Genomic DNA, 16,609 nt, shown 5'->3' on the forward strand with positions numbered 1-16,609 from the left:
ATGACGATGGGTGGGACGGGCGGTGTCGCCGAGATGGTAGTGACGCAGAGTGAGACGTTGGCCACGCTGCACCGGGTGTTCGGGTATGACGCCTTCCGCGGTGAGCAGGAAGCCGTCATCGAGCATGTGGTGGGCGGCGGGGACGCCGTCGTGCTCATGCCGACCGGCGGTGGCAAGTCGCTGTGCTACCAGATCCCGTCCCTGGTCAGACCCGGCACGGGCATCGTCGTCTCGCCGCTGATCGCGCTGATGCAGGACCAGGTGGACGCGCTGCGGGCGGCGGGTGTGCGCGCCGGGTTCATCAACTCCACGCAGGACTTCGACGAGCGTCGGGTGGTGGAGGCCGAGTTCCTCGCGGGCGAGCTTGACCTGCTCTACCTGGCGCCCGAGCGGCTGCGGGTCGACGCCACTCTTGACTTGCTCTCGCGCGGGAAGATCGCCCTCTTCGCGATCGACGAGGCGCACTGCGTGTCCCAGTGGGGCCACGACTTCCGCCCCGACTACCTCGCCCTGTCCCTGCTCGGCGAGCGCTGGCCGGAGGTCCCGCGGATCGCGCTCACGGCCACGGCCACCCACGCCACGCACCGCGAGATCACCGAGCGGCTGAACATGCCGACGGCCCGGCACTTCGTCGCCAGCTTCGACCGGCCCAACATCCAGTACCGGATCGTCCCCAAGGCCGACCCCAAGAAGCAGTTGCTGAGCTTCCTGCGCGAGGAGCACGCCGGGGACGCGGGCATCGTCTACTGCCTCTCCCGCAACTCCGTGGAGAAGACGGCCGAGTTCCTGACCCGCAACGGCATCGAGGCCGTGCCGTACCACGCGGGCCTGGACGCGGGCACGCGCGCCGCGCACCAGTCCCGGTTCCTGCGGGAGGAGGGCCTGGTCGTGGTGGCGACCATCGCCTTCGGCATGGGCATCGACAAGCCCGACGTCCGCTTCGTCGCCCACCTCGACCTGCCCAAGTCGGTCGAGGGCTACTACCAGGAGACCGGCCGCGCCGGACGCGACGGACTGCCGTCCACGGCCTGGATGGCGTACGGCCTCAACGACGTCATACAGCAGCGCAAGCTGATCCAGTCCGGCGAGGGCGACGAGGCGTTTAGGCGGCGGGCCGCCGCGCACCTGGACTCGATGCTCGCCCTGTGCGAGACCGCCCAGTGCCGCCGGGGCCAGCTCCTCGCCTACTTCGGCCAGGAACCCGACCCGTCGGGCTGCGGCAACTGCGACACCTGCCTGACCCCGCCGGAGACCTGGGACGGCACGGTCGCCGCGCAGAAGGTGCTGTCGACGGTGGTGCGGTTGCAGCGGGAGCGCGGGCAGAAGTTCGGTGCGGTGCAGATCGTCGACATCCTGCTGGGCAAGCGCACCGGCAAGGTGATCCAGTTCGACCACGACCAGCTCTCCGTGTTCGGCATCGGCCAGGAGCTGACCGAGGGCGAGTGGCGCGGCGTCGTCCGGCAGTTGCTGGCCCAGGGCCTGCTCGCCGTCGAGGGCGAGTACGGCACGCTGGTGCTCACGGAAGCGAGCGGCGCGGTGCTGCGGCGGGAGCGGGAGGTGCCGCTGCGCAAGGAGCCGAAGAAGCCCGCCCGGGCGGCGTCGGCGTCCGGCTCGGGCGGCTCCGGGCGCGGCGAGCGCAAGGCGAGGACGGCCGCGGCCGAACTGCCCGAGGAACTGCTGCCCGCGTTCGAGGCGCTGCGCGCCTGGCGCGCCGAGCAGGCCCGCGAGCAGGGCGTCCCGGCGTACGTCATCTTCCACGACGCCACCCTGCGGGAGATCGCCACGGTGTGGCCGACGTCGGTGGCACAGCTCGGCGGCATCAGCGGCGTCGGCGAGAAGAAGCTGGCGACGTACGGGGAAGGGGTGCTCGGCGTCCTCGCCGCCCTCGGGGAGGAGGGCTCGGGCGCCTCGGCCGGGACGCGGCAGGAGCCCGGCCGCTCCTCCGCCGCCGCGGACGACGACGGCATATGGTCGGAGAGGGAGGCGGAGCCCGAGCCGGAGGACTGGGCGTAGCCGCGGTCAGCTCAGCGCGGTCAGTCCCGGCGCGAAGGTGATCAGGAGGGGCACCAGGGGCACCAGCGCCGCCGCCGTGGTGGTCAGCGCGCGGTGGCGGCGGCCCAGGCGGGGCGGCGGCTCCAGCAGCCGGTCGACGCGCTCGCCGAGGAGGCGGTGACTGGAGGCGCAGGACAGGACGCCGCGGTGCTGGTTCAGTTCGATCAGGGCCAGCGCGGTGGTGAGGTGGCCGCAGCGGCGGGACGCCGTGTCATCGGCGGCGAGTTCGACCAGACGGCGGGTCTGGTCGCAGAAGTGGGCGAACAACGGGATGTGGGGGAATCCGGTGGCGAGCGCCGTGGAGAGGTGGACCAGCCAGTCGTGGCGGGCGCGGGCGTGGCCGCGCTCATGGGTGAGGACGGCGTCGAGCTGGGGGTCGGTGAGCCGCTGCAACGCGCCGGTGGTGACGACGAGCTGCGGCGGGTGGCCCGGCATCCACCAGGCGTCGGGGTACTCGTCCTCCAGCACCAGCAGCGGCCCCCGGGCGGCCGGGAGCCCGGCGGGCAGATCCGGGGCGCGTTCCCGCAGCACCGTGCGGGCGCGCAGACGGCGGCGCCGCGCCTCGAACAGCTCCCGGGCGAGCATGGCGCCGGTCCAGGCGGCGCCGCAGGCCAGCAGCAGGGTGAGGGCGACCGCCCAGGGCGGCGCGGTGGACAGGTCGTACGCGGCGGTGACGGCGGCCGGGGCGGGGGCGAAGACCTGGGCGCGCACGGTCTGGAAGACGGCGGCGGTGCCCAGGACGAGCGCGGTCAGACAGCTCAGCAGCACCGTGGCGACCAGGCACTGCCACACCCACAGCCCCACCACCGGCTCCCGTTCGGGCCAGGTGGCGCGGGTCAGCAGACGCGGTACGGGTACGGCGGCCGTCAGAGCGACGATGCTCAGCAGGAGCAGGCAGACGGTCATGCCACACGGCTCCGGATCCTGATCGGAAGTATCGGGAGTAACGGAAGAACGGGGGTAACGGGGGTATCGAGGACGGGCGGTGGTGCGGGTGGCGCGGCTCGGGGCGTGCGCGTGCTCCGGCCGTGGCCGTACGACACGTCCGCCCGCCGCCAGTATGACGGCGGCGGGCGGTCGGAGTCAGCGCTCCGGCGGAGTCCGGTTGTGGCCGGGCGGTGGCTCAGTCGGCCGCGACGATCCGGCCGGTCACCTCGCCCAGGCCGACCCGGGCACCGTCCGGGCCGGGCGCCCACGCGGTCATGGTGACGACGTCCCCGTCCTCCAGGAACGTGCGCTTGCCGTCGGGGAGTTCGAGGGTGTCGCGGCCGTTCCAGGTCAGTTCCAGCAGGGAGCCGCGTTCGCGCTCGGCCGGGCCGCTGACCGTGCCGGAGCCGTAGAGGTCGCCGGTGCGCAGGGAGGCGCCGTTGACGGTCATGTGGGCGAGCTGCTGGGCGGCCGTCCAGTACATGGTGGAGAAGGGGGGTTCGGAGATGACGTGGCCGTTGACGGCGACGGAGATACGCAGGTCGTAGCCGCCGGGCTCCTCCTGGGCGTCGTCCAGGTAGGGCAGCAGCGGGTGGGTGCGCTCCGGCGGGGTGACCCGGGCCTCGTCCAGGGCGTCCAGCGGGGTGATCCACGCGGAGACGGAGGTGGCGAAGGACTTGCCGAGGAACGGGCCGAGGGGGACGTACTCCCAGGCCTGGAGATCGCGTGCGGACCAGTCGTTGAGGAGGCACAGACCGAACACGTGCTCGCGGAAGTCGCCCAGCGCGACGGGGCTGCCCATCGGGGACGGCGTGCCGACGACGAAGCCGACCTCGGCCTCGATGTCCAGCCGGACGGAGGGCCCGAAGACCGGCGCGGGGTCGGTGGGGGCCTTGCGCTGGCCGCTCGGGCGCACGACGTCCGTGCCGGAGACGACGACCGTGCCGGAGCGGCCGTGGTAACCGATCGGCAGGTGCTTCCAGTTGGGGGTCAGGGAGTCCGCGGCGTCCGGGCGGAAGATCTGGCCGACGTTCCGGGCGTGGTTCTCGGAGGCGTAGAAGTCGACGTAGTCCGCGACCTCGAAGGGGAGGTGCAGGGTCACCGAGGGCAGCGGGTGGAACAGCGGTTCCAGGGCCTCCCGGTGGGAGGGCACGGTCACCCACGCCGTCAGCGCGCGGCGCACGTCCGACCAGGCGGTGCGGCCCGCGGCCAGCAGCGGGTTCAGGGTCGGGCGGCCGAGCAGGGTGGCGTAGGGGGAGCCCAGGGTCAGGGCCGCCGCACCGGCGTCGAGGACGTGGTCGCCGAGACGGACGCCGATCCTGCGGTCCGCGCTGCCGGGGAGTGAGAACACGCCGTACGGAAGGTTGTGCGGTCCGAAGGGATCGCCCTCGGGGAGATCGAAGGGGGGCATGGGGTACTGCCTCTCTTTCTGCGGGCGCGCCACACATTCAGGTGGTCGGGCCACACGTTACGGCTGAGGCGGCCGTCTTGGGCAGTGTCTGATATGCCCGAAGAGATCGGAATGTTCGATAGGTGGTGATTGGAAGATGCGGTTCCGGTCCGGTGGCTTCGGGGGCCGGGTCCGGCGGGGGCCCCTAATCACGGAGCGGGGCAAGGAAGTTGAGGCCGGAACTGGTGTGAACGAAGGGAGCGCGATGTCCGTATTCTCTGATCATGGCCGCACCCATCGCATATGCCGAGCGCACGACGTACTCCCTCATCGCCACCGACCTGGACGGCACGCTGCTCCGCGGCGACGACACCTTCTCCGACCGGTCGCTCAGCGCGCTCGCGCGGGTGGCCGCGGCGGGTGCCCAGCATCTGGTGGTGACGGGACGACCAGCGCCCAGGGTGCGCCCGCTGCTGGAGTTCCTCGGCAGCACGGGGCTCGCGGTGTGCGGGCAGGGCGCGCAGTTGTACGACGCGGGCGCGGACCGTCTGCTGTGGTCCGTCACCCTGGACCGGGAGCTGGCCGAGACCGCGCTCGGCAAGATCGAGGCGGAGGTGGGCCAGGTCCACGCGGCGGTCGACCAGGACGGTGTCGAGGGGCTCACGCTCATCGAACCGGGCTACGAGATGCCGCACCCCACCCTGCCCGCGGTGCGGGTCGACCGGCGCGACGACCTGTGGTGCGCGCCCATCAGCAAGGTGCTGCTGCGCCACGCCACCCTGTCGGACGACGAGTTGGCGTCGGTGGCCCGCGCCGTGGTGGGCTCGCTGGCGACGGTCACCATGTCGGGGCCGGGGACGGTGGAACTCCAGCCGTGCGGTGTCACCAAGGCGACCGGTCTGGCGCTGGCCGCCGGGCACCTCGGGCTGCGCCCGCGGGACACGATCGCCTTCGGGGACATGCCCAACGACATCCCGATGTTCGACTGGGCGGGCCACGGCGTCGCCATGGCCAACGCCCACGCGGAACTCAAGGCGGTCGCGGACGAGGTCACCCTGTCGAACGAGGACGACGGCGTCGCCGTCGTCCTCGAACGCCTCTGCTCACAGGGCTGACGCGGGCCGGGCCGCGATGCCGTGGCCGCGGCCGGGTGCTCAGTACGCCCCGAAGACGTTGTCGATCGAGCCGTACCGCGCGGCGGCGTAGTTGCAGGCGGCGGTGATGTTCGCGACCGGGTCGTACGGGTTGTACGCGGTGCCGGGCACGTGGTACGCGGCGAAGGTCGGGTCGATGACCTGGAGCAGGCCCTTGGAGGGGGTGCCCGCGGCGGCGTTGGAGTCCCAGAGGTTGATGGCGGCCGGGTTGCCGGACGACTCGCGCATCACGTTGCGGTAGATGGCGTCGTAGCTGCCGGGGATGCCGTGCTGGGCCATGACGGCGAGCGACTCGCGGATCCACCCGTCCAGGTTGTCCGGGTATGCAACGGCCGAGGCGGTCGTGGTCGCGGTGGTGGCGGCCGTCGTGGTGTGCGCGGAGGCGCTGGTCGCGCCGATCAGCGGCAGCGCGAGCACGGCCGCGCCGGTGCTGGCGAGGGCGATCGTGCGGGCGAGGCGGGTGGTGCGGGCACGGCGGGGCTGGCCGTCTGCGGGCATGGTGAACGTCCTCTCCGGCGCCTGCGAGGTGAGCTGTCGGGTTCGGGCGGGAGCTGCCCGGCCGTGCCCTGCGCGGGTACGGCTTCACCCCGAGCCGTGCCGTGGCGACGTACGGCGTCGTGTGACGTCGTACGCGTCGCGGCCCGGCGACTTACCTGGGTCCCCCGCTCCTGCCATGGATGAGTCAGTCAGTGGGTTGCCGGGGCGGTGGCAGGATTCGGCGTCCGCCCGACAGGCCGGGAACGTATGCGAGAGCACATGTCGGAAACAAGTGTGGGAATCGCTCATCACATGGTTCGGTGTGGGTTCGACCTTGATCAGGTGATTTCGGGGCACTTGATCCTTTGCGGTCGCACAGATTCAACTGCCGGGGGAGGGGCGGGGGTTCGGGTGGGGTTGGCGGTGGTGGGTCGCGGGTCTGTCCACGGGGTCGGGGTGAGGCAAGTCACGGGTGTCAACAAGAGTCGCAAAACGGGCATTACCGCCAACTCGTCCCCGCGGAGGGGGTGATGTCCCGGTGAATGTGGAACCCCTCCCGAGGGGTGCGTCGTTGTCGTATTGGCCACCCGGGGAGGTGTCCGAGGGGGAAAGCGTGTTCATGCCATCATGGCGATCAAGGGGGCGCAGCGCGCCACGTTCAGGTGCATCCCGTTGCATTCACTCACTTAGCCCCCATATCCACTCGTATCGAATGATCAAAAACATACCGACCGCGATCCGATACCGCCCGTGCCGCAACGGTGGGCGCCCTCGGTGATCGAAACATGACCGGATACGCTGACTTGAGTGAAGGCAGCGACGTATCGACAAACCGCGTAATCGCCGGTGGACACCAGCAGACAGGAGACCCCTCGTGACCGTCGTCGGGCCATTCGGGCTGAGCGTGCGGGACCAGGCCCTGGAGGCCGATGTCCAGGCTGGGCTGGCGGCCGTCGAGGAAGGGTTGCTTGAGGCAACCAAGAGTGAGGTCCCCTTCATCACCGGCGCCGCCCAGCACCTCGTGCGGGCGGGCGGGAAGCGTTTCCGGCCACTGCTGGTGATGCTCGCGGCTCAGTTCGGCGACCCCTACGCGCCCGGAATCGTGCCTTCCGCGGTGGTCGTGGAGCTGACCCACCTGGCGACGCTGTACCACGACGACGTGATGGACGAGGCGGCGGTACGGCGCGGCGTGCCGAGCGCGAACACCCGCTGGGGCAACTCCGTCGCGGTCCTCACGGGCGACTTCCTCTTCGCCCGCGCCTCGCACATCCTGGCCGACCTCGGTCCGGAGGCGGTGCGGGTGCAGGCCGAGGCGTTCGAGCGGCTCGTGACCGGACAGATCCTGGAGACCGCGGGCCCCACCGACGGGCGTGACCCGGTCGACCACTACCTCGACGTCCTCTCCGGCAAGACCGGCTCGCTGGTCGCGGTCGCCTGCCGGTTCGGCGCGATGATGTCCGGCGCCGACGAGACGGTCATCGACGTCCTCACCCAGTACGGCGAGCGGCTCGGCGTCGCCTTCCAGCTCGCGGACGACGTCCTGGACATCGCCTCCGACTCCCACGAGTCCGGCAAGACGCCGGGCACCGACCTGCGCGAGGGCATCGCCACCCTGCCCGTGCTGCGGCTGCGGGAGCGCGCCGCCCGGCTGGGGCTGGAGGAGGACCTCGCCCTGTGCAAGCTGCTCGACTCCGACCTCACCGACGACGACCAGCACCAGCGCGCCCTGACGGCGCTGCGCGCCCACCCCGCGCTGGAGCAGGCGCGGCGCGACACCGTGCGGTACGCGGAGGAGGCGCGGGCGGCTCTGCTGCCGCTGCGGGAGTGCGACGCCAAGGCGGCGCTGACCGAGCTGTGCGACGCGGTGGTGCACCGGGCGGGGTGACCGCGGGGTCCTGTCCGCCTGGCGGGGGACCGCGGGTGTCCCGTCCGCCTGGCGGAGGTGCTCGCAGGTGTCGTATCCGTCTCATGGGGGTGGCGGCGGTCCGTCGTGTCCCCCTGCCGCGCTCCCCTAGGCGTACCTCCAGTCGGCGTAGTGCGTCTGAAAGCTGATCAGGACCCCTACGGGTGGGTGCACACGGGGGCGTCTCGCGTCATACCCGAGCAGTACGCGGAGTTGGCTCCGTGGGGTGACGTATCCCGTGGGCCGATTTGGTCAGATGGACACCACGGAAAACACCACTCCTCACCAATTCGGGTGAGAATGGCGGCTCGGGGTACAGCGCGACCAGGACGTGACGAGACGGACAGCCGCCGCCGACGCGAGAGGTAAGGCAGACATGGCACCGTACGCATCCGACGACAACACGACCGCGGCGCGGGACGCGCGGGAGGACGACGCGCGCGGGGCGCGGCGCAGGGCCGCGCGGTACGTGGTCCCGGTCGCGGTGACGGGGGTGGCCGCGGCGACCATCGGGCTCGTCCCGGCGCTCGCCGACTCCGGCAGCCCGGACCTCCCCAAGATCAGCGCACAGGAACTCATAGAGAAGATCGCCAAGTCGGACGTGCAGCAGCTCTCCGGCACGGTGAAGATCACCACCGATCTGGGGCTGCCCGACCTCGGCGACCTGGAGAGCGGACTGGCCTCCGGGATGGCCGGGCGGGGCGACGGCGAGGGCTCCAGCGCCGACCCCTCGGCCAAGCTCACCGAGCTGGTGTCCGGCACGCACACCCTGCGCGTCGCCTCCGACGGCCCGGACCGGCAGAAGCTGTCCCTCCTTGAGGACGCCGCCGAGTACAGCCTGATCCACAACGGCGACGACGTCTGGGGCTACGACAGTGCCTCGAACGAGGTCTACCACGGCACCGCGGCCGACGGCGCCCACGCGGAGAAGGGGACCGAGGACGTCCCCGCCACGCCCAAGGACCTCACCGAGGAGGCCCTGAAGGCGGTCGACGACACCACCTCCGTGACCGTCGACGGGACCGCGCGGGTGGCCGGGCGGGACACGTACAAGCTGCTCATCAAGCCCAAGCAGTCCGGGTCCACGGTCGGCGCCATCACGGTGGCGGTGGACGCGAAGACCGGCCTGCCGCTGAAGTTCACGCTGACCCCCGCGAGCGGTGGCGCCGCCGTCGTGGACGCGGGCTTCACCAAGATCAGCTACGCCAGGCCCGCCGCGTCGACCTTCGACTTCACCCCGCCCAAGGGCGCGAAGGTCACCGAGGAGGGCGCCGCGCCGGGGGCGGAGGAGCGGGACTTCTCCAAGGACCTCGACAAGGACTTCGGCAAGGGCTTCGACAAGGACTTCGGCAAGGGTCTCGACGAGGACGCCCTGAAGGAGCACGGCAAGGACGCCGAGGGCCCGGTCGTCATCGGTGAGGGCTGGAACGCCGTCGCCGTCCTCGACACCGGCGGCGAGGGCATACCCTCCGGCGCCGAGGTCGGCGGGGACATCGGTGGCTTCCTCGACTCCCTCGGCGACGAGGTGAAGGGCGACTTCGGCTCGGGCACGGTCTTCAAGACGCGCCTGGTCAACGCCCTGATCACGGACGACGGCAAGGTATACGTGGGTGCCGTGACGAAGGACGCGCTGGTCAAGGCGGCCGAGTCCGGGAAGTAGCCGCAGGCCGACCGAGGGAGCCGAGAAGCCGATGGGTGAACCGTCCACCACGAGTGTCACGGACGCTACGAGTGCCTTGGACGCTACGAGTGCCACGGACGCTACGAGTGCCACGGACGCTACGAGTGCCTTGGAGGACGGCGCCGTCATCCACACCCGCGCCCTCACCAAGCGCTACCGCGGCGGGCAGCTCGCCGTGGACGGTCTCGACCTGACCGTCCCGGCGGGCAGCGTCTTCGGCTTCCTCGGTCCCAACGGTTCGGGAAAGACCACCACCATCCGCATGTTGATGGGCCTGATCGCCCCGACGTCGGGCGCGGCGCGGGTGCTGGGGCAGCCCATGCCCCGCGCCTCGCGCACCGTGCTGCCGCACGTCGGCGCCCTCATCGAGGGCCCCGCGCTGTACGGCTTCCTGTCCGGCCGGGAGAACCTCACCCGGTACGACGCCGCGGACCCGACCGCCGACCCGCGCACCCGGCGGAGCCGCGTCGAGGCGGCGCTGGAGCGGGTGGGGCTGGCGGCGGCGGCCGGGAAGAAGGCCAAGGCGTACTCCCTGGGGATGAAGCAGCGGCTCGGCCTCGCGGCGGCGCTGCTCCAGCCGCGCAGACTGCTCGTCCTCGACGAGCCGACCAACGGCCTCGACCCGCAGGGCATGAGGGAGATCCGCGCCCTGATCAGGGAGTTGGCGGCCGAGGGCACGACGGTGTTCCTGTCCTCGCACCTCCTCGACGAGATCGAGCAGGTGTGCACGCACGCCGCGGTCATGGCGCAGGGCCGGTTGATCACCCAGGGCACGGTCTCCGACCTGGCGGCGGGCACCCGGGGACGGCTGGTGGTGACCACGCCGGACGCGGCGGAGGCGGCCCGGGTGCTGAAGGAGCGGGGCGTCGGCGACGTCGTGGTCACGGACGACGGCCGGGTGACGGGAGAGGCACCGGACGGGGAACTCGCGGACCTCACTGCCGCGTTGGTCGAGATGGGGGTACGGGTCCGCGGTTTCGGAGTGGAACGTGCCTCGTTGGAGGACGCGTTCGTGGCGCTGACGGGGGAGGGATTCGATGTCGCGGGCTGAAGCGGGGCAGGGCGTGCGGGTGGCCGCCGGTGCCGTCGGCGTCACCGACTCCGGGTCCGTTCCGGGCAGCCGTACGACGTCCGGGCCGCGCAAGCCCGGCGTGCTGTGGACGTTCGGCCTCTTCCGCAGCGAACTCCTCACCACCTTCCGGCGCTGGCGCACCCTGGCGCTGCTGGGGGTGCTCGCCGCCGTGCCGATCCTCGTCGGGGTCGCCGTGAAGATCGAGACGAGTGACGGTTCCTCCGTGGGCGGAGGGGGCGGCGAGGGCGGTGAAGGGCCCGCGTTCATCGCGCAGATCACCAACAACGGGCTGTTCCTGGTGTTCACGGCGCTGGCGGCGACGCTGCCCTTCTTCCTGCCGATGGCCATCGGCGTCGTCGCGGGCGACGCGGTCGCCGGTGAGGCCAACGCCGGGACGCTGCGCTATCTGCTCGTCGCCCCGGCGGGCCGCACCCGGCTGCTGCTCACCAAGTACGCCACCGTGATCACCTTCTGCCTGGCGGCCACGCTCGTGGTCGCGCTGTCGGCGCTCACGGTCGGCGCGTTGCTCTTCCCCCTCGGTGAGCTGACCACCATCTCCGGCACCCGGATCAGCTTCGGCGAGGGCCTGTTGCGGGCGTTGCTGATCGCCCTGGTCGTCGCCGCCTCCCTGATAGGCGTCGCGGCGCTCGGCCTGTTCGTCTCCACGCTGACCAACAGCGGCATCGCCGCGATGGCGACGACCGTCGGACTGCTGATCACCATCCAGATCCTGGACCAGATACCCCAGCTCGACGCCCTCCAGCCGTACTTCTTCTCCCACTACTGGCTGTCCTTCGCCGACCTGATGCGCGAACCCGTGTACTGGGACGACCTGGTGAAGAACCTCGGCCTCCAGGGCCTGTACGCGGCGGTGTTCGGCTCGGCGGCCTGGGCGCGGTTCACGGCGAAGGACATCACGGCGTAAGAGGGGCTGCGGGCCCGAGGGCGTCAGGGCTGGGGGAAGCGGGCGAGGGGCGCCTCGGCCGAGAAGAACGTCTTCGCGCGGGTCAGCGCCTCGGTGTCGTTCAGTACGTCACCCGGCTTGCTGCCGTTGCCGAGGAGGACCCCGCCGAAGCGCATCTTCATGTACGCGGCCGAGTTGTTGAGCGTGCCGATCAGCGGGTCCGCGACGACGGGCTCGTCGTCCGACAGCGCGGTGACGCCCCAGAGGGTGCGCCCGGCCATCGTGGCCTTGAAGTCGAGACCGGGGGTGCGCAGCCAGCCCGACCAGTAGTCGAGGTAGCGCTTGGTGTGGCCGGAGACGGAGTACCAGTACAGCGGGGAGGCGATCACGATGTCCGTCGCCGCGAGGGTGGCGTCGAGCAGCAGCGCGACCTCGCCCCGGGTGGGGCGCTCGTGGTCGGCGTCGTGGCGGAGGTCGACGAAGTCGGGCAGCGGGTGGTCGGCCAGGGAGATCCACTCCTGCTCGACGTCCGCGGGGAGCTGTTCGGCGGCGCGGCGGGCCAGCAGCTCGGTGTTGCCCTCGCTCCGGCTGCTGCCCAGGACGAACAGGAAACGGCGGCGGCTCATGGGTCCTCCTGAATAGCCAGCGTGCGGTCATAAAACGCATCTGCATTATATGCGTACGCAAGCAATCTTGGGCAAGGGGAGGGGGCGCCCGTTGCTTGGGACGAGGCTGTGACGGCGCGGTGACGTGTGCATGGGGGGATCGCGGAGAGACTCGACAGTACGACGATGGGCGTAACCGAGTGAGGAACCGATGTCCGTACCCAGCCGCGATCAGCGACAGGAACCGATCGAGGTCCGGGTGTCCGGCGCCGACGGGGGCCGCACGACCGTCGGGGGCGTGCCCGTGGTCGCCGGGGAGGGGGAGGAGCCCCAGCAGGCGGTACTGCGCCACCTGCGGCGCATGGCCCGCGCCAGCCAGGGCCCCGTTCTGGCGACGGTCCATGACGAGCGGATCGGGTACGTCGTCCCGCTCCAGGTGAACCCGGACGGCTCCAGCCGCTTCACCGGGGAGCCGGTCGAGACGCCGCGGGGGGTGCCGTCCGAGGTCTCGGCGCCAGCGGCGGTGCGTGCCGCGCCGTCCGCGCCTGCGGCGCCGTCCGCGCCTGCGGCGCCGTCCGCGCCTGCGGCGCCGTCCGCGCCTGCCGTACCGTCCGCGTCCTCCGTCCCTTCCGCGCCCGCCGTACCTTCCGTGCCGCTGGGGCAGTTCGGGCCCCCGCCGGTGATGGCTCCGAGGTCGGATTCCGCTGCCGAGGGCAGTTTCCCGGAGGTGGGGCCGTACGCGATCGGTGGAGGGCGTCGTCAGCCGCCCCCGGCGCCGCCCGCTGCCCCCGCCCCAACGAAGCCCGCCCAGGCGGAGCCCGCCCCAACGAAGCCCGCCCCCGTCTCCGACACCAAGCCCACCCCGCCCCGGGGCTTCGACGCCGTGGCCGAGGCGATCCTCGGTGATGACGACGGCCCGTCAGCGAACACCGCGTCCGCCGCGTCCGCCGCCATGACGCGGATCGGCGACGCGGTGAAGTCGGGCCAGATAGAGACGGCGGCGGAGCTGGCGGAACGGGCGCTGGGGGAGGCGTCCGGCGCGCTGGGCCCGGAGCACCCGGAAGTGCTCCGGCTCTGCGAGCTGGCCGCCTACGTCGCCTACCTGGCGGGCGACCCGGTCCGCGCCTTCCGGCTCTCCCTGGAGCTGGCGGGCGTCCACCACCACCGCACCCGGGACGCGGAGGCGGCCTACGGCAACGTCCAGAGCGCGGCCACCGCCTGGCGTGCGGTGCGCGACCCGGAGCTGGGCCTGGCCCTCGGGCGGGACCTGATCGACCTGTGGACCCAACTCACCGCCGCGGGGGGCGTGGCCGCCGAGGACGCCGAGCAGTTGGAGACGGCCCGCACCCGCATGGTCCGCCTCGCGGAACGCGCCCGCCGAGCCGAGGACACCCACGCCCCGTCCTAGGGCGGGCCCGGCACGACCAGGTCAGACCCGGCACGCCTAGTGCACGCAGAACTCGTTCCCCTCCGGATCCCGCATCACGACCCACTCGCCGCCCGCCTCCTTGACCTCCCGCAGCACGCTCGCCCCCAGCCCTCGCAGCCGCGCCACCTCGTCCGCACGCCGATCGCCGCCGGGATGCAGGTCGAGGTGGAGCCGGTTCTTGCCGGTCTTGGGCTCGGGTACGCGCTGGAAGAGCAGTCGGCGCCCCAGCCCCGTGCCGCTCTCCTCGTCGTAGGGGTCGTCCGGATGCCGTACGGCGATCAGGTCCCGCCAGGCGCGCCGCCCGTGGGACTCGACGGTGAGTTCGGCGGGTACGGCGTCGAAGCCGAGGAGCCTCTCGATCAACGCGCTGTTGTCCTCGACCTCGTAGCCGAGGGCGGCGGCCCAGAAGTCGGCCTGCGCGTGCGGGTCGGCGGCGTCGATGACGAGCTTCCAGTGCACCGGGGTGGCGGGCGTCTGTGTCATGGGACCAGTTATATGCGCTGGCTCACTGACCGACCGCGTCCCGCTCCCGCCGCTCCGGCAGCTCCCGCCGCTCCCGCCCGCCCTCGGGCGACACCCGGGCCAGCTCCTCCAGCGGGCGCGGCCGGGAGCGTCGTATCGTGCGCCAGGCGTCCCAGGTCAGCAGGGTCAGGGCCAGCCAGACCAGGGTGAACCCGGCCCAGCGCTCGGGCGGCATGGCCTCGTGGAAGTAGAAGATGCCGAGCAGGAACTGGAAGACCGGGGCCAGGTACTGCAGCAGCCCCAGCGTGGAGAGCGGCACCCGGATCGCGGCGGCGCCGAAGCAGACCAGCGGCGCGGCGGTGACCAGGCCGGTCGCGGCGAGCAGGGCAGCGTGCCCGGCGCCGTCGGTGCTGAAGGTGGAGTCGCCCCGCGAGGTCAGCCACAGCAGATAGCCGAGCGCGGGCAGGAACTGGATCGCGGTCTCGGCGGCCAGCGACTCCACGCCGCCGAGGTTCACCTTCTTCTTCACCAGGCCGTAGATGGCGAAGGAGAAGGCGAGGGCGAGGGAGATCCACGGCGGACGCCCGTAGCCGACGGACAGGACGAGGACGGCGGCGAAGCCGATCCCGACCGCCGCCCACTGCACGGGCCGCAGCCGCTCCTTCAGCAGCAGGACGCCCATCGCGATGGTGACCAGGGGGTTGATGAAGTATCCGAGGGACGCCTCGACGACGTGGCCGGTGTTCACGGCCCAGATGTAGAGGCCCCAGTTGACGGTGATGACGGCCGCGGCGACCGCGACGAGGCCGAGGCGGCGCGGCTGCCGGAGCAGTTCGCGGGCCCAGCCCCAGCGTCGTATGACCAGCAGCGCGACGGCGACGACGGCCAGCGACCACACCATCCGGTGGGCGAGGATCTCGATCGCCCCGGCGGGCTTCAGCAGCGGCCAGAAGAGGGGGACGAGGCCCCACATCCCATAGGCCGCGAAGCCGTTCAGCAGGCCTATGCGCTGCTCGCCCCTGGACTTCTCGGCCACGGCCGCCCTCCTTCGTACGTCACTCGTTCGGACGAAGGTAGCGCCCACGGTCCCGTGCTGTCATGGCCGTATCGCCATACGGTCATGACAGCACGGGATGTGACCCTCAGGGATCAGCCCTTGAGCGCCTCGGCGATCGCCTCGCTGATCGGCGTCGTAGGCCGTCCGGCCAACCGGGAGAGGTCGCCGCTGACGACCGCCAGCTCGCCCTTCTCGATGGACGCGTCCACCCCGGCCAGCACCGAGGCGAAGCCTTCCGGCAGCCCGGCGCCGGTCAGGATGCCGACGAGGGCCTCGCCGGAGACGGCGTTGTAGACGATCTCCCGGCCCGTCTGCCGGGACAGCTCGGCCGCGTACTCGGCGAAGCTCCACGCCACGTCGCCGCCCAGCTCGTACGTCCGGTTCTCGTGACCCTCGCCGGTCAGTACGGCGACGGCGGCAGCGGCGTAGTCGGCGCGGGCGGCGGAGGCGACCCGGCCCTCACCAGCCGCGGCGACGACGGCGTCGTGGGCGAGGACGGGGGCGAGGTTCTCGGTGTAGTTCTCGTGGTACCAGCCGTTGCGCAGCAGCACGTACGGCAGTCCGGACGAGGTCAGGACCTCCTCCGTGGCGCGGTGGTCGTCGGCGAGCGCGGCGGTGAGGGAGCCCGGGGCGCTGGTGTAGGCGAGGAGCGCGACACCGGCCGCCCGGGCGGCGTCGATCACGGCCTTGTGCTGGCCGACGCGGTCCTTGTCGACCTCGCTGCCGGAGATGAGCAGCACCTTGTCACCGGCGCCGAACACGCCGTCGAGGGTCTCGGGGGCGTTGTAGTCGGCGACGGCGAGCCGGACGCCCCGGGCGGCGAGGTCGGCCGCCTTCTCCTGGTCGCGGACGACGGCGGTGACCTGGTCGGCCGGGACCTTCTGCAGCAACTGCTCGATGACGTGGCGGCCGAGGTGGCCGGTGGCTCCGGTGACGACGATGCTCATGATTTCCGCGCTCTCCTTGTGGGGGACCTGCTCACTAACGCTAAAGGAAGCGCTAACTTCTGGAAAGTACCCACTTTGAGGTAAGGTACCGACGTGAAAGTAAGCGTTGCGGAGAGTCCCCCGGAGTGCCCCCACCGTCTGGTGCTGGAGCACGTCACCAGTCGCTGGGGCGTCCTAGTGCTGATCCGGCTGCTGGAGCGCCCGTACCGGTTCAGCGAGCTGCGCCGGGCGATCGGCAGGGTCAGCGAGAAGATGCTCACCCAGACGCTCCAGACCCTGGAGCGCGACGGCTTCGTGCACCGCGACGCCCGGCCCGTCATCCCGCCCCGCGTCGACTACTCCCTCACCGACCTCGGCCGCGAGGCCGCCGAACAGGTACGGGCGCTCGCCCTGTGGACCGAGCGGCGGATGACCGAGGTCACCAGGGCCCGCGAGGCGTACGACGAGACCCGCGCCGCACGCGACGAGACCCGTACGGCACACGACGGGGCCCGTACGGCACACGACGAGGCCCGGTCGGCGTCGAACAACTGATCGACGGGCCGACCG

The 16,609-nt window shown here is 71.8% G+C and carries 15 protein-coding genes and 1 riboswitch; of the genes, 8 read left to right on the forward strand and 7 right to left on the reverse strand.

Annotated elements, in window-relative coordinates; all coding sequences use genetic code 11:
- Window positions 1-6: 6 nt before the first annotated feature.
- Window positions 7-2,013, forward strand: a complete 2,007-nt coding sequence (gene recQ / locus ACFQZ6_RS21025; RefSeq protein ID WP_381618505.1) for a DNA helicase RecQ — start codon at window positions 7-9, stop codon at window positions 2,011-2,013.
- Window positions 2,014-2,019: 6 nt separating this feature from the next.
- Here the strand turns inward: recQ and ACFQZ6_RS21030 are convergent, their stop codons facing one another.
- Both ACFQZ6_RS21030 and fahA read right to left on the reverse strand, forming a co-directional pair.
- Window positions 2,020-2,958, reverse strand: a complete 939-nt coding sequence (locus ACFQZ6_RS21030; RefSeq protein ID WP_381611393.1) for a M56 family metallopeptidase — start codon at window positions 2,956-2,958, stop codon at window positions 2,020-2,022.
- Between the two features lie 217 nt (window positions 2,959-3,175).
- Window positions 3,176-4,390: a fumarylacetoacetase gene (gene fahA / locus ACFQZ6_RS21035; protein ID WP_381611395.1), complete on the reverse strand. Its 1,215-nt coding sequence runs from the start codon at window positions 4,388-4,390 to the stop codon at window positions 3,176-3,178.
- A 263-nt stretch (window positions 4,391-4,653) separates the two neighbouring features.
- Here fahA and ACFQZ6_RS21040 point away from each other — a divergent pair, with 263 nt between their 5' ends.
- Window positions 4,654-5,484 (forward strand): HAD family hydrolase, encoded by an 831-nt coding sequence (locus ACFQZ6_RS21040; RefSeq protein WP_381611397.1) that lies wholly within the window; start codon window positions 4,654-4,656, stop codon window positions 5,482-5,484.
- A 39-nt stretch (window positions 5,485-5,523) separates the two neighbouring features.
- Here ACFQZ6_RS21040 and ACFQZ6_RS21045 read toward each other — a convergent pair whose 3' ends face one another.
- A complete protein-coding gene (locus tag ACFQZ6_RS21045; RefSeq protein WP_381611399.1) occupies window positions 5,524-6,021 on the reverse strand; it encodes a transglycosylase SLT domain-containing protein in 498 nt (165 codons plus the stop codon).
- 3 nt (window positions 6,022-6,024) lie between these two features.
- A riboswitch (cyclic di-AMP (ydaO/yuaA leader) is annotated at window positions 6,025-6,218 on the reverse strand.
- 656 nt (window positions 6,219-6,874) lie between these two features.
- Here ACFQZ6_RS21045 and ACFQZ6_RS21050 point away from each other — a divergent pair.
- The 4 genes from ACFQZ6_RS21050 (at window position 6,875) to ACFQZ6_RS21065 (ending at window position 11,581) form a co-directional block, all read left to right on the forward strand.
- Window positions 6,875-7,885 (forward strand): polyprenyl synthetase family protein, encoded by a 1,011-nt coding sequence (locus ACFQZ6_RS21050; protein ID WP_381611401.1) that lies wholly within the window; start codon window positions 6,875-6,877, stop codon window positions 7,883-7,885.
- Between the two features lie 394 nt (window positions 7,886-8,279).
- Window positions 8,280-9,563: a LolA family protein gene (locus ACFQZ6_RS21055; protein ID WP_381611403.1), complete on the forward strand. Its 1,284-nt coding sequence runs from the start codon at window positions 8,280-8,282 to the stop codon at window positions 9,561-9,563.
- Between the two features lie 31 nt (window positions 9,564-9,594).
- On the forward strand, window positions 9,595-10,635 hold the full coding sequence (locus ACFQZ6_RS21060; RefSeq protein ID WP_381611405.1) for an ATP-binding cassette domain-containing protein: 1,041 nt from the start codon (window positions 9,595-9,597) through the stop codon (window positions 10,633-10,635).
- Window positions 10,622-11,581: an ABC transporter permease gene (locus ACFQZ6_RS21065; RefSeq protein ID WP_381611407.1), complete on the forward strand. Its 960-nt coding sequence runs from the start codon at window positions 10,622-10,624 to the stop codon at window positions 11,579-11,581. Before ACFQZ6_RS21060 ends, ACFQZ6_RS21065 begins: the two co-directional genes overlap by 14 nt.
- Window positions 11,582-11,604: 23 nt before the next feature.
- Here ACFQZ6_RS21065 and ACFQZ6_RS21070 read toward each other — a convergent pair whose 3' ends face one another.
- Window positions 11,605-12,186: a flavodoxin family protein gene (locus ACFQZ6_RS21070; protein ID WP_381611409.1), complete on the reverse strand. Its 582-nt coding sequence runs from the start codon at window positions 12,184-12,186 to the stop codon at window positions 11,605-11,607.
- A 190-nt stretch (window positions 12,187-12,376) separates the two neighbouring features.
- Between ACFQZ6_RS21070 and ACFQZ6_RS21075 the strand changes: the two genes are divergently transcribed.
- Window positions 12,377-13,573 (forward strand): tetratricopeptide repeat protein, encoded by a 1,197-nt coding sequence (locus ACFQZ6_RS21075; RefSeq protein WP_381611411.1) that lies wholly within the window; start codon window positions 12,377-12,379, stop codon window positions 13,571-13,573.
- A 36-nt stretch (window positions 13,574-13,609) separates the two neighbouring features.
- On the opposite strand, the gene ACFQZ6_RS21080 is transcribed toward ACFQZ6_RS21075, so the two are convergent.
- From ACFQZ6_RS21080 to ACFQZ6_RS21090, 3 genes are all read right to left on the reverse strand, one after another.
- Complete coding sequence (locus ACFQZ6_RS21080) at window positions 13,610-14,077, reverse strand: VOC family protein (RefSeq protein WP_381611413.1); 468 nt, start codon at window positions 14,075-14,077, stop codon at window positions 13,610-13,612.
- A gap of 22 nt (window positions 14,078-14,099) precedes the next feature.
- On the reverse strand, window positions 14,100-15,092 hold the full coding sequence (gene rarD / locus ACFQZ6_RS21085; protein WP_381611415.1) for an EamA family transporter RarD: 993 nt from the start codon (window positions 15,090-15,092) through the stop codon (window positions 14,100-14,102).
- Window positions 15,093-15,205: 113 nt separating this feature from the next.
- Complete coding sequence (locus ACFQZ6_RS21090) at window positions 15,206-16,060, reverse strand: SDR family oxidoreductase (RefSeq protein WP_381611417.1); 855 nt, start codon at window positions 16,058-16,060, stop codon at window positions 15,206-15,208.
- Window positions 16,061-16,153: 93 nt separating this feature from the next.
- On the opposite strand from ACFQZ6_RS21090, the gene ACFQZ6_RS21095 reads away from it, so the two are divergent.
- Window positions 16,154-16,594: a winged helix-turn-helix transcriptional regulator gene (locus tag ACFQZ6_RS21095; protein ID WP_381611419.1), complete on the forward strand. Its 441-nt coding sequence runs from the start codon at window positions 16,154-16,156 to the stop codon at window positions 16,592-16,594.
- Window positions 16,595-16,609: the final 15 nt, after the last annotated feature.

Source organism: Streptomyces flavalbus (assembly GCF_042674625.1).
In the GTDB taxonomy this organism is placed as follows: Bacteria; Actinomycetota; Actinomycetes; order Streptomycetales; family Streptomycetaceae; genus Streptomyces; species Streptomyces flavalbus.

Coding starts and splice junctions, on each gene's coding strand:
- ACFQZ6_RS21075 (WP_381611411.1), top strand. CDS start 12,377: ATGTCCGTACCCAGCCGCGATCAGCGACAGGAACCGATCGAGGTCCGG.
- ACFQZ6_RS21030 (WP_381611393.1), bottom strand. CDS start 2,958: ATGACCGTCTGCCTGCTCCTGCTGAGCATCGTCGCTCTGACGGCCGCC.
- ACFQZ6_RS21070 (WP_381611409.1), bottom strand. CDS start 12,186: ATGAGCCGCCGCCGTTTCCTGTTCGTCCTGGGCAGCAGCCGGAGCGAG.
- ACFQZ6_RS21065 (WP_381611407.1), top strand. CDS start 10,622: ATGTCGCGGGCTGAAGCGGGGCAGGGCGTGCGGGTGGCCGCCGGTGCC.
- ACFQZ6_RS21090 (WP_381611417.1), bottom strand. CDS start 16,060: ATGAGCATCGTCGTCACCGGAGCCACCGGCCACCTCGGCCGCCACGTC.
- recQ (WP_381618505.1), top strand. CDS start 7: ATGGGTGGGACGGGCGGTGTCGCCGAGATGGTAGTGACGCAGAGTGAG.
- ACFQZ6_RS21060 (WP_381611405.1), top strand. CDS start 9,595: ATGGGTGAACCGTCCACCACGAGTGTCACGGACGCTACGAGTGCCTTG.
- ACFQZ6_RS21080 (WP_381611413.1), bottom strand. CDS start 14,077: ATGACACAGACGCCCGCCACCCCGGTGCACTGGAAGCTCGTCATCGAC.
- ACFQZ6_RS21055 (WP_381611403.1), top strand. CDS start 8,280: ATGGCACCGTACGCATCCGACGACAACACGACCGCGGCGCGGGACGCG.
- ACFQZ6_RS21040 (WP_381611397.1), top strand. CDS start 4,654: ATGGCCGCACCCATCGCATATGCCGAGCGCACGACGTACTCCCTCATC.
- fahA (WP_381611395.1), bottom strand. CDS start 4,390: ATGCCCCCCTTCGATCTCCCCGAGGGCGATCCCTTCGGACCGCACAAC.
- ACFQZ6_RS21045 (WP_381611399.1), bottom strand. CDS start 6,021: ATGCCCGCAGACGGCCAGCCCCGCCGTGCCCGCACCACCCGCCTCGCC.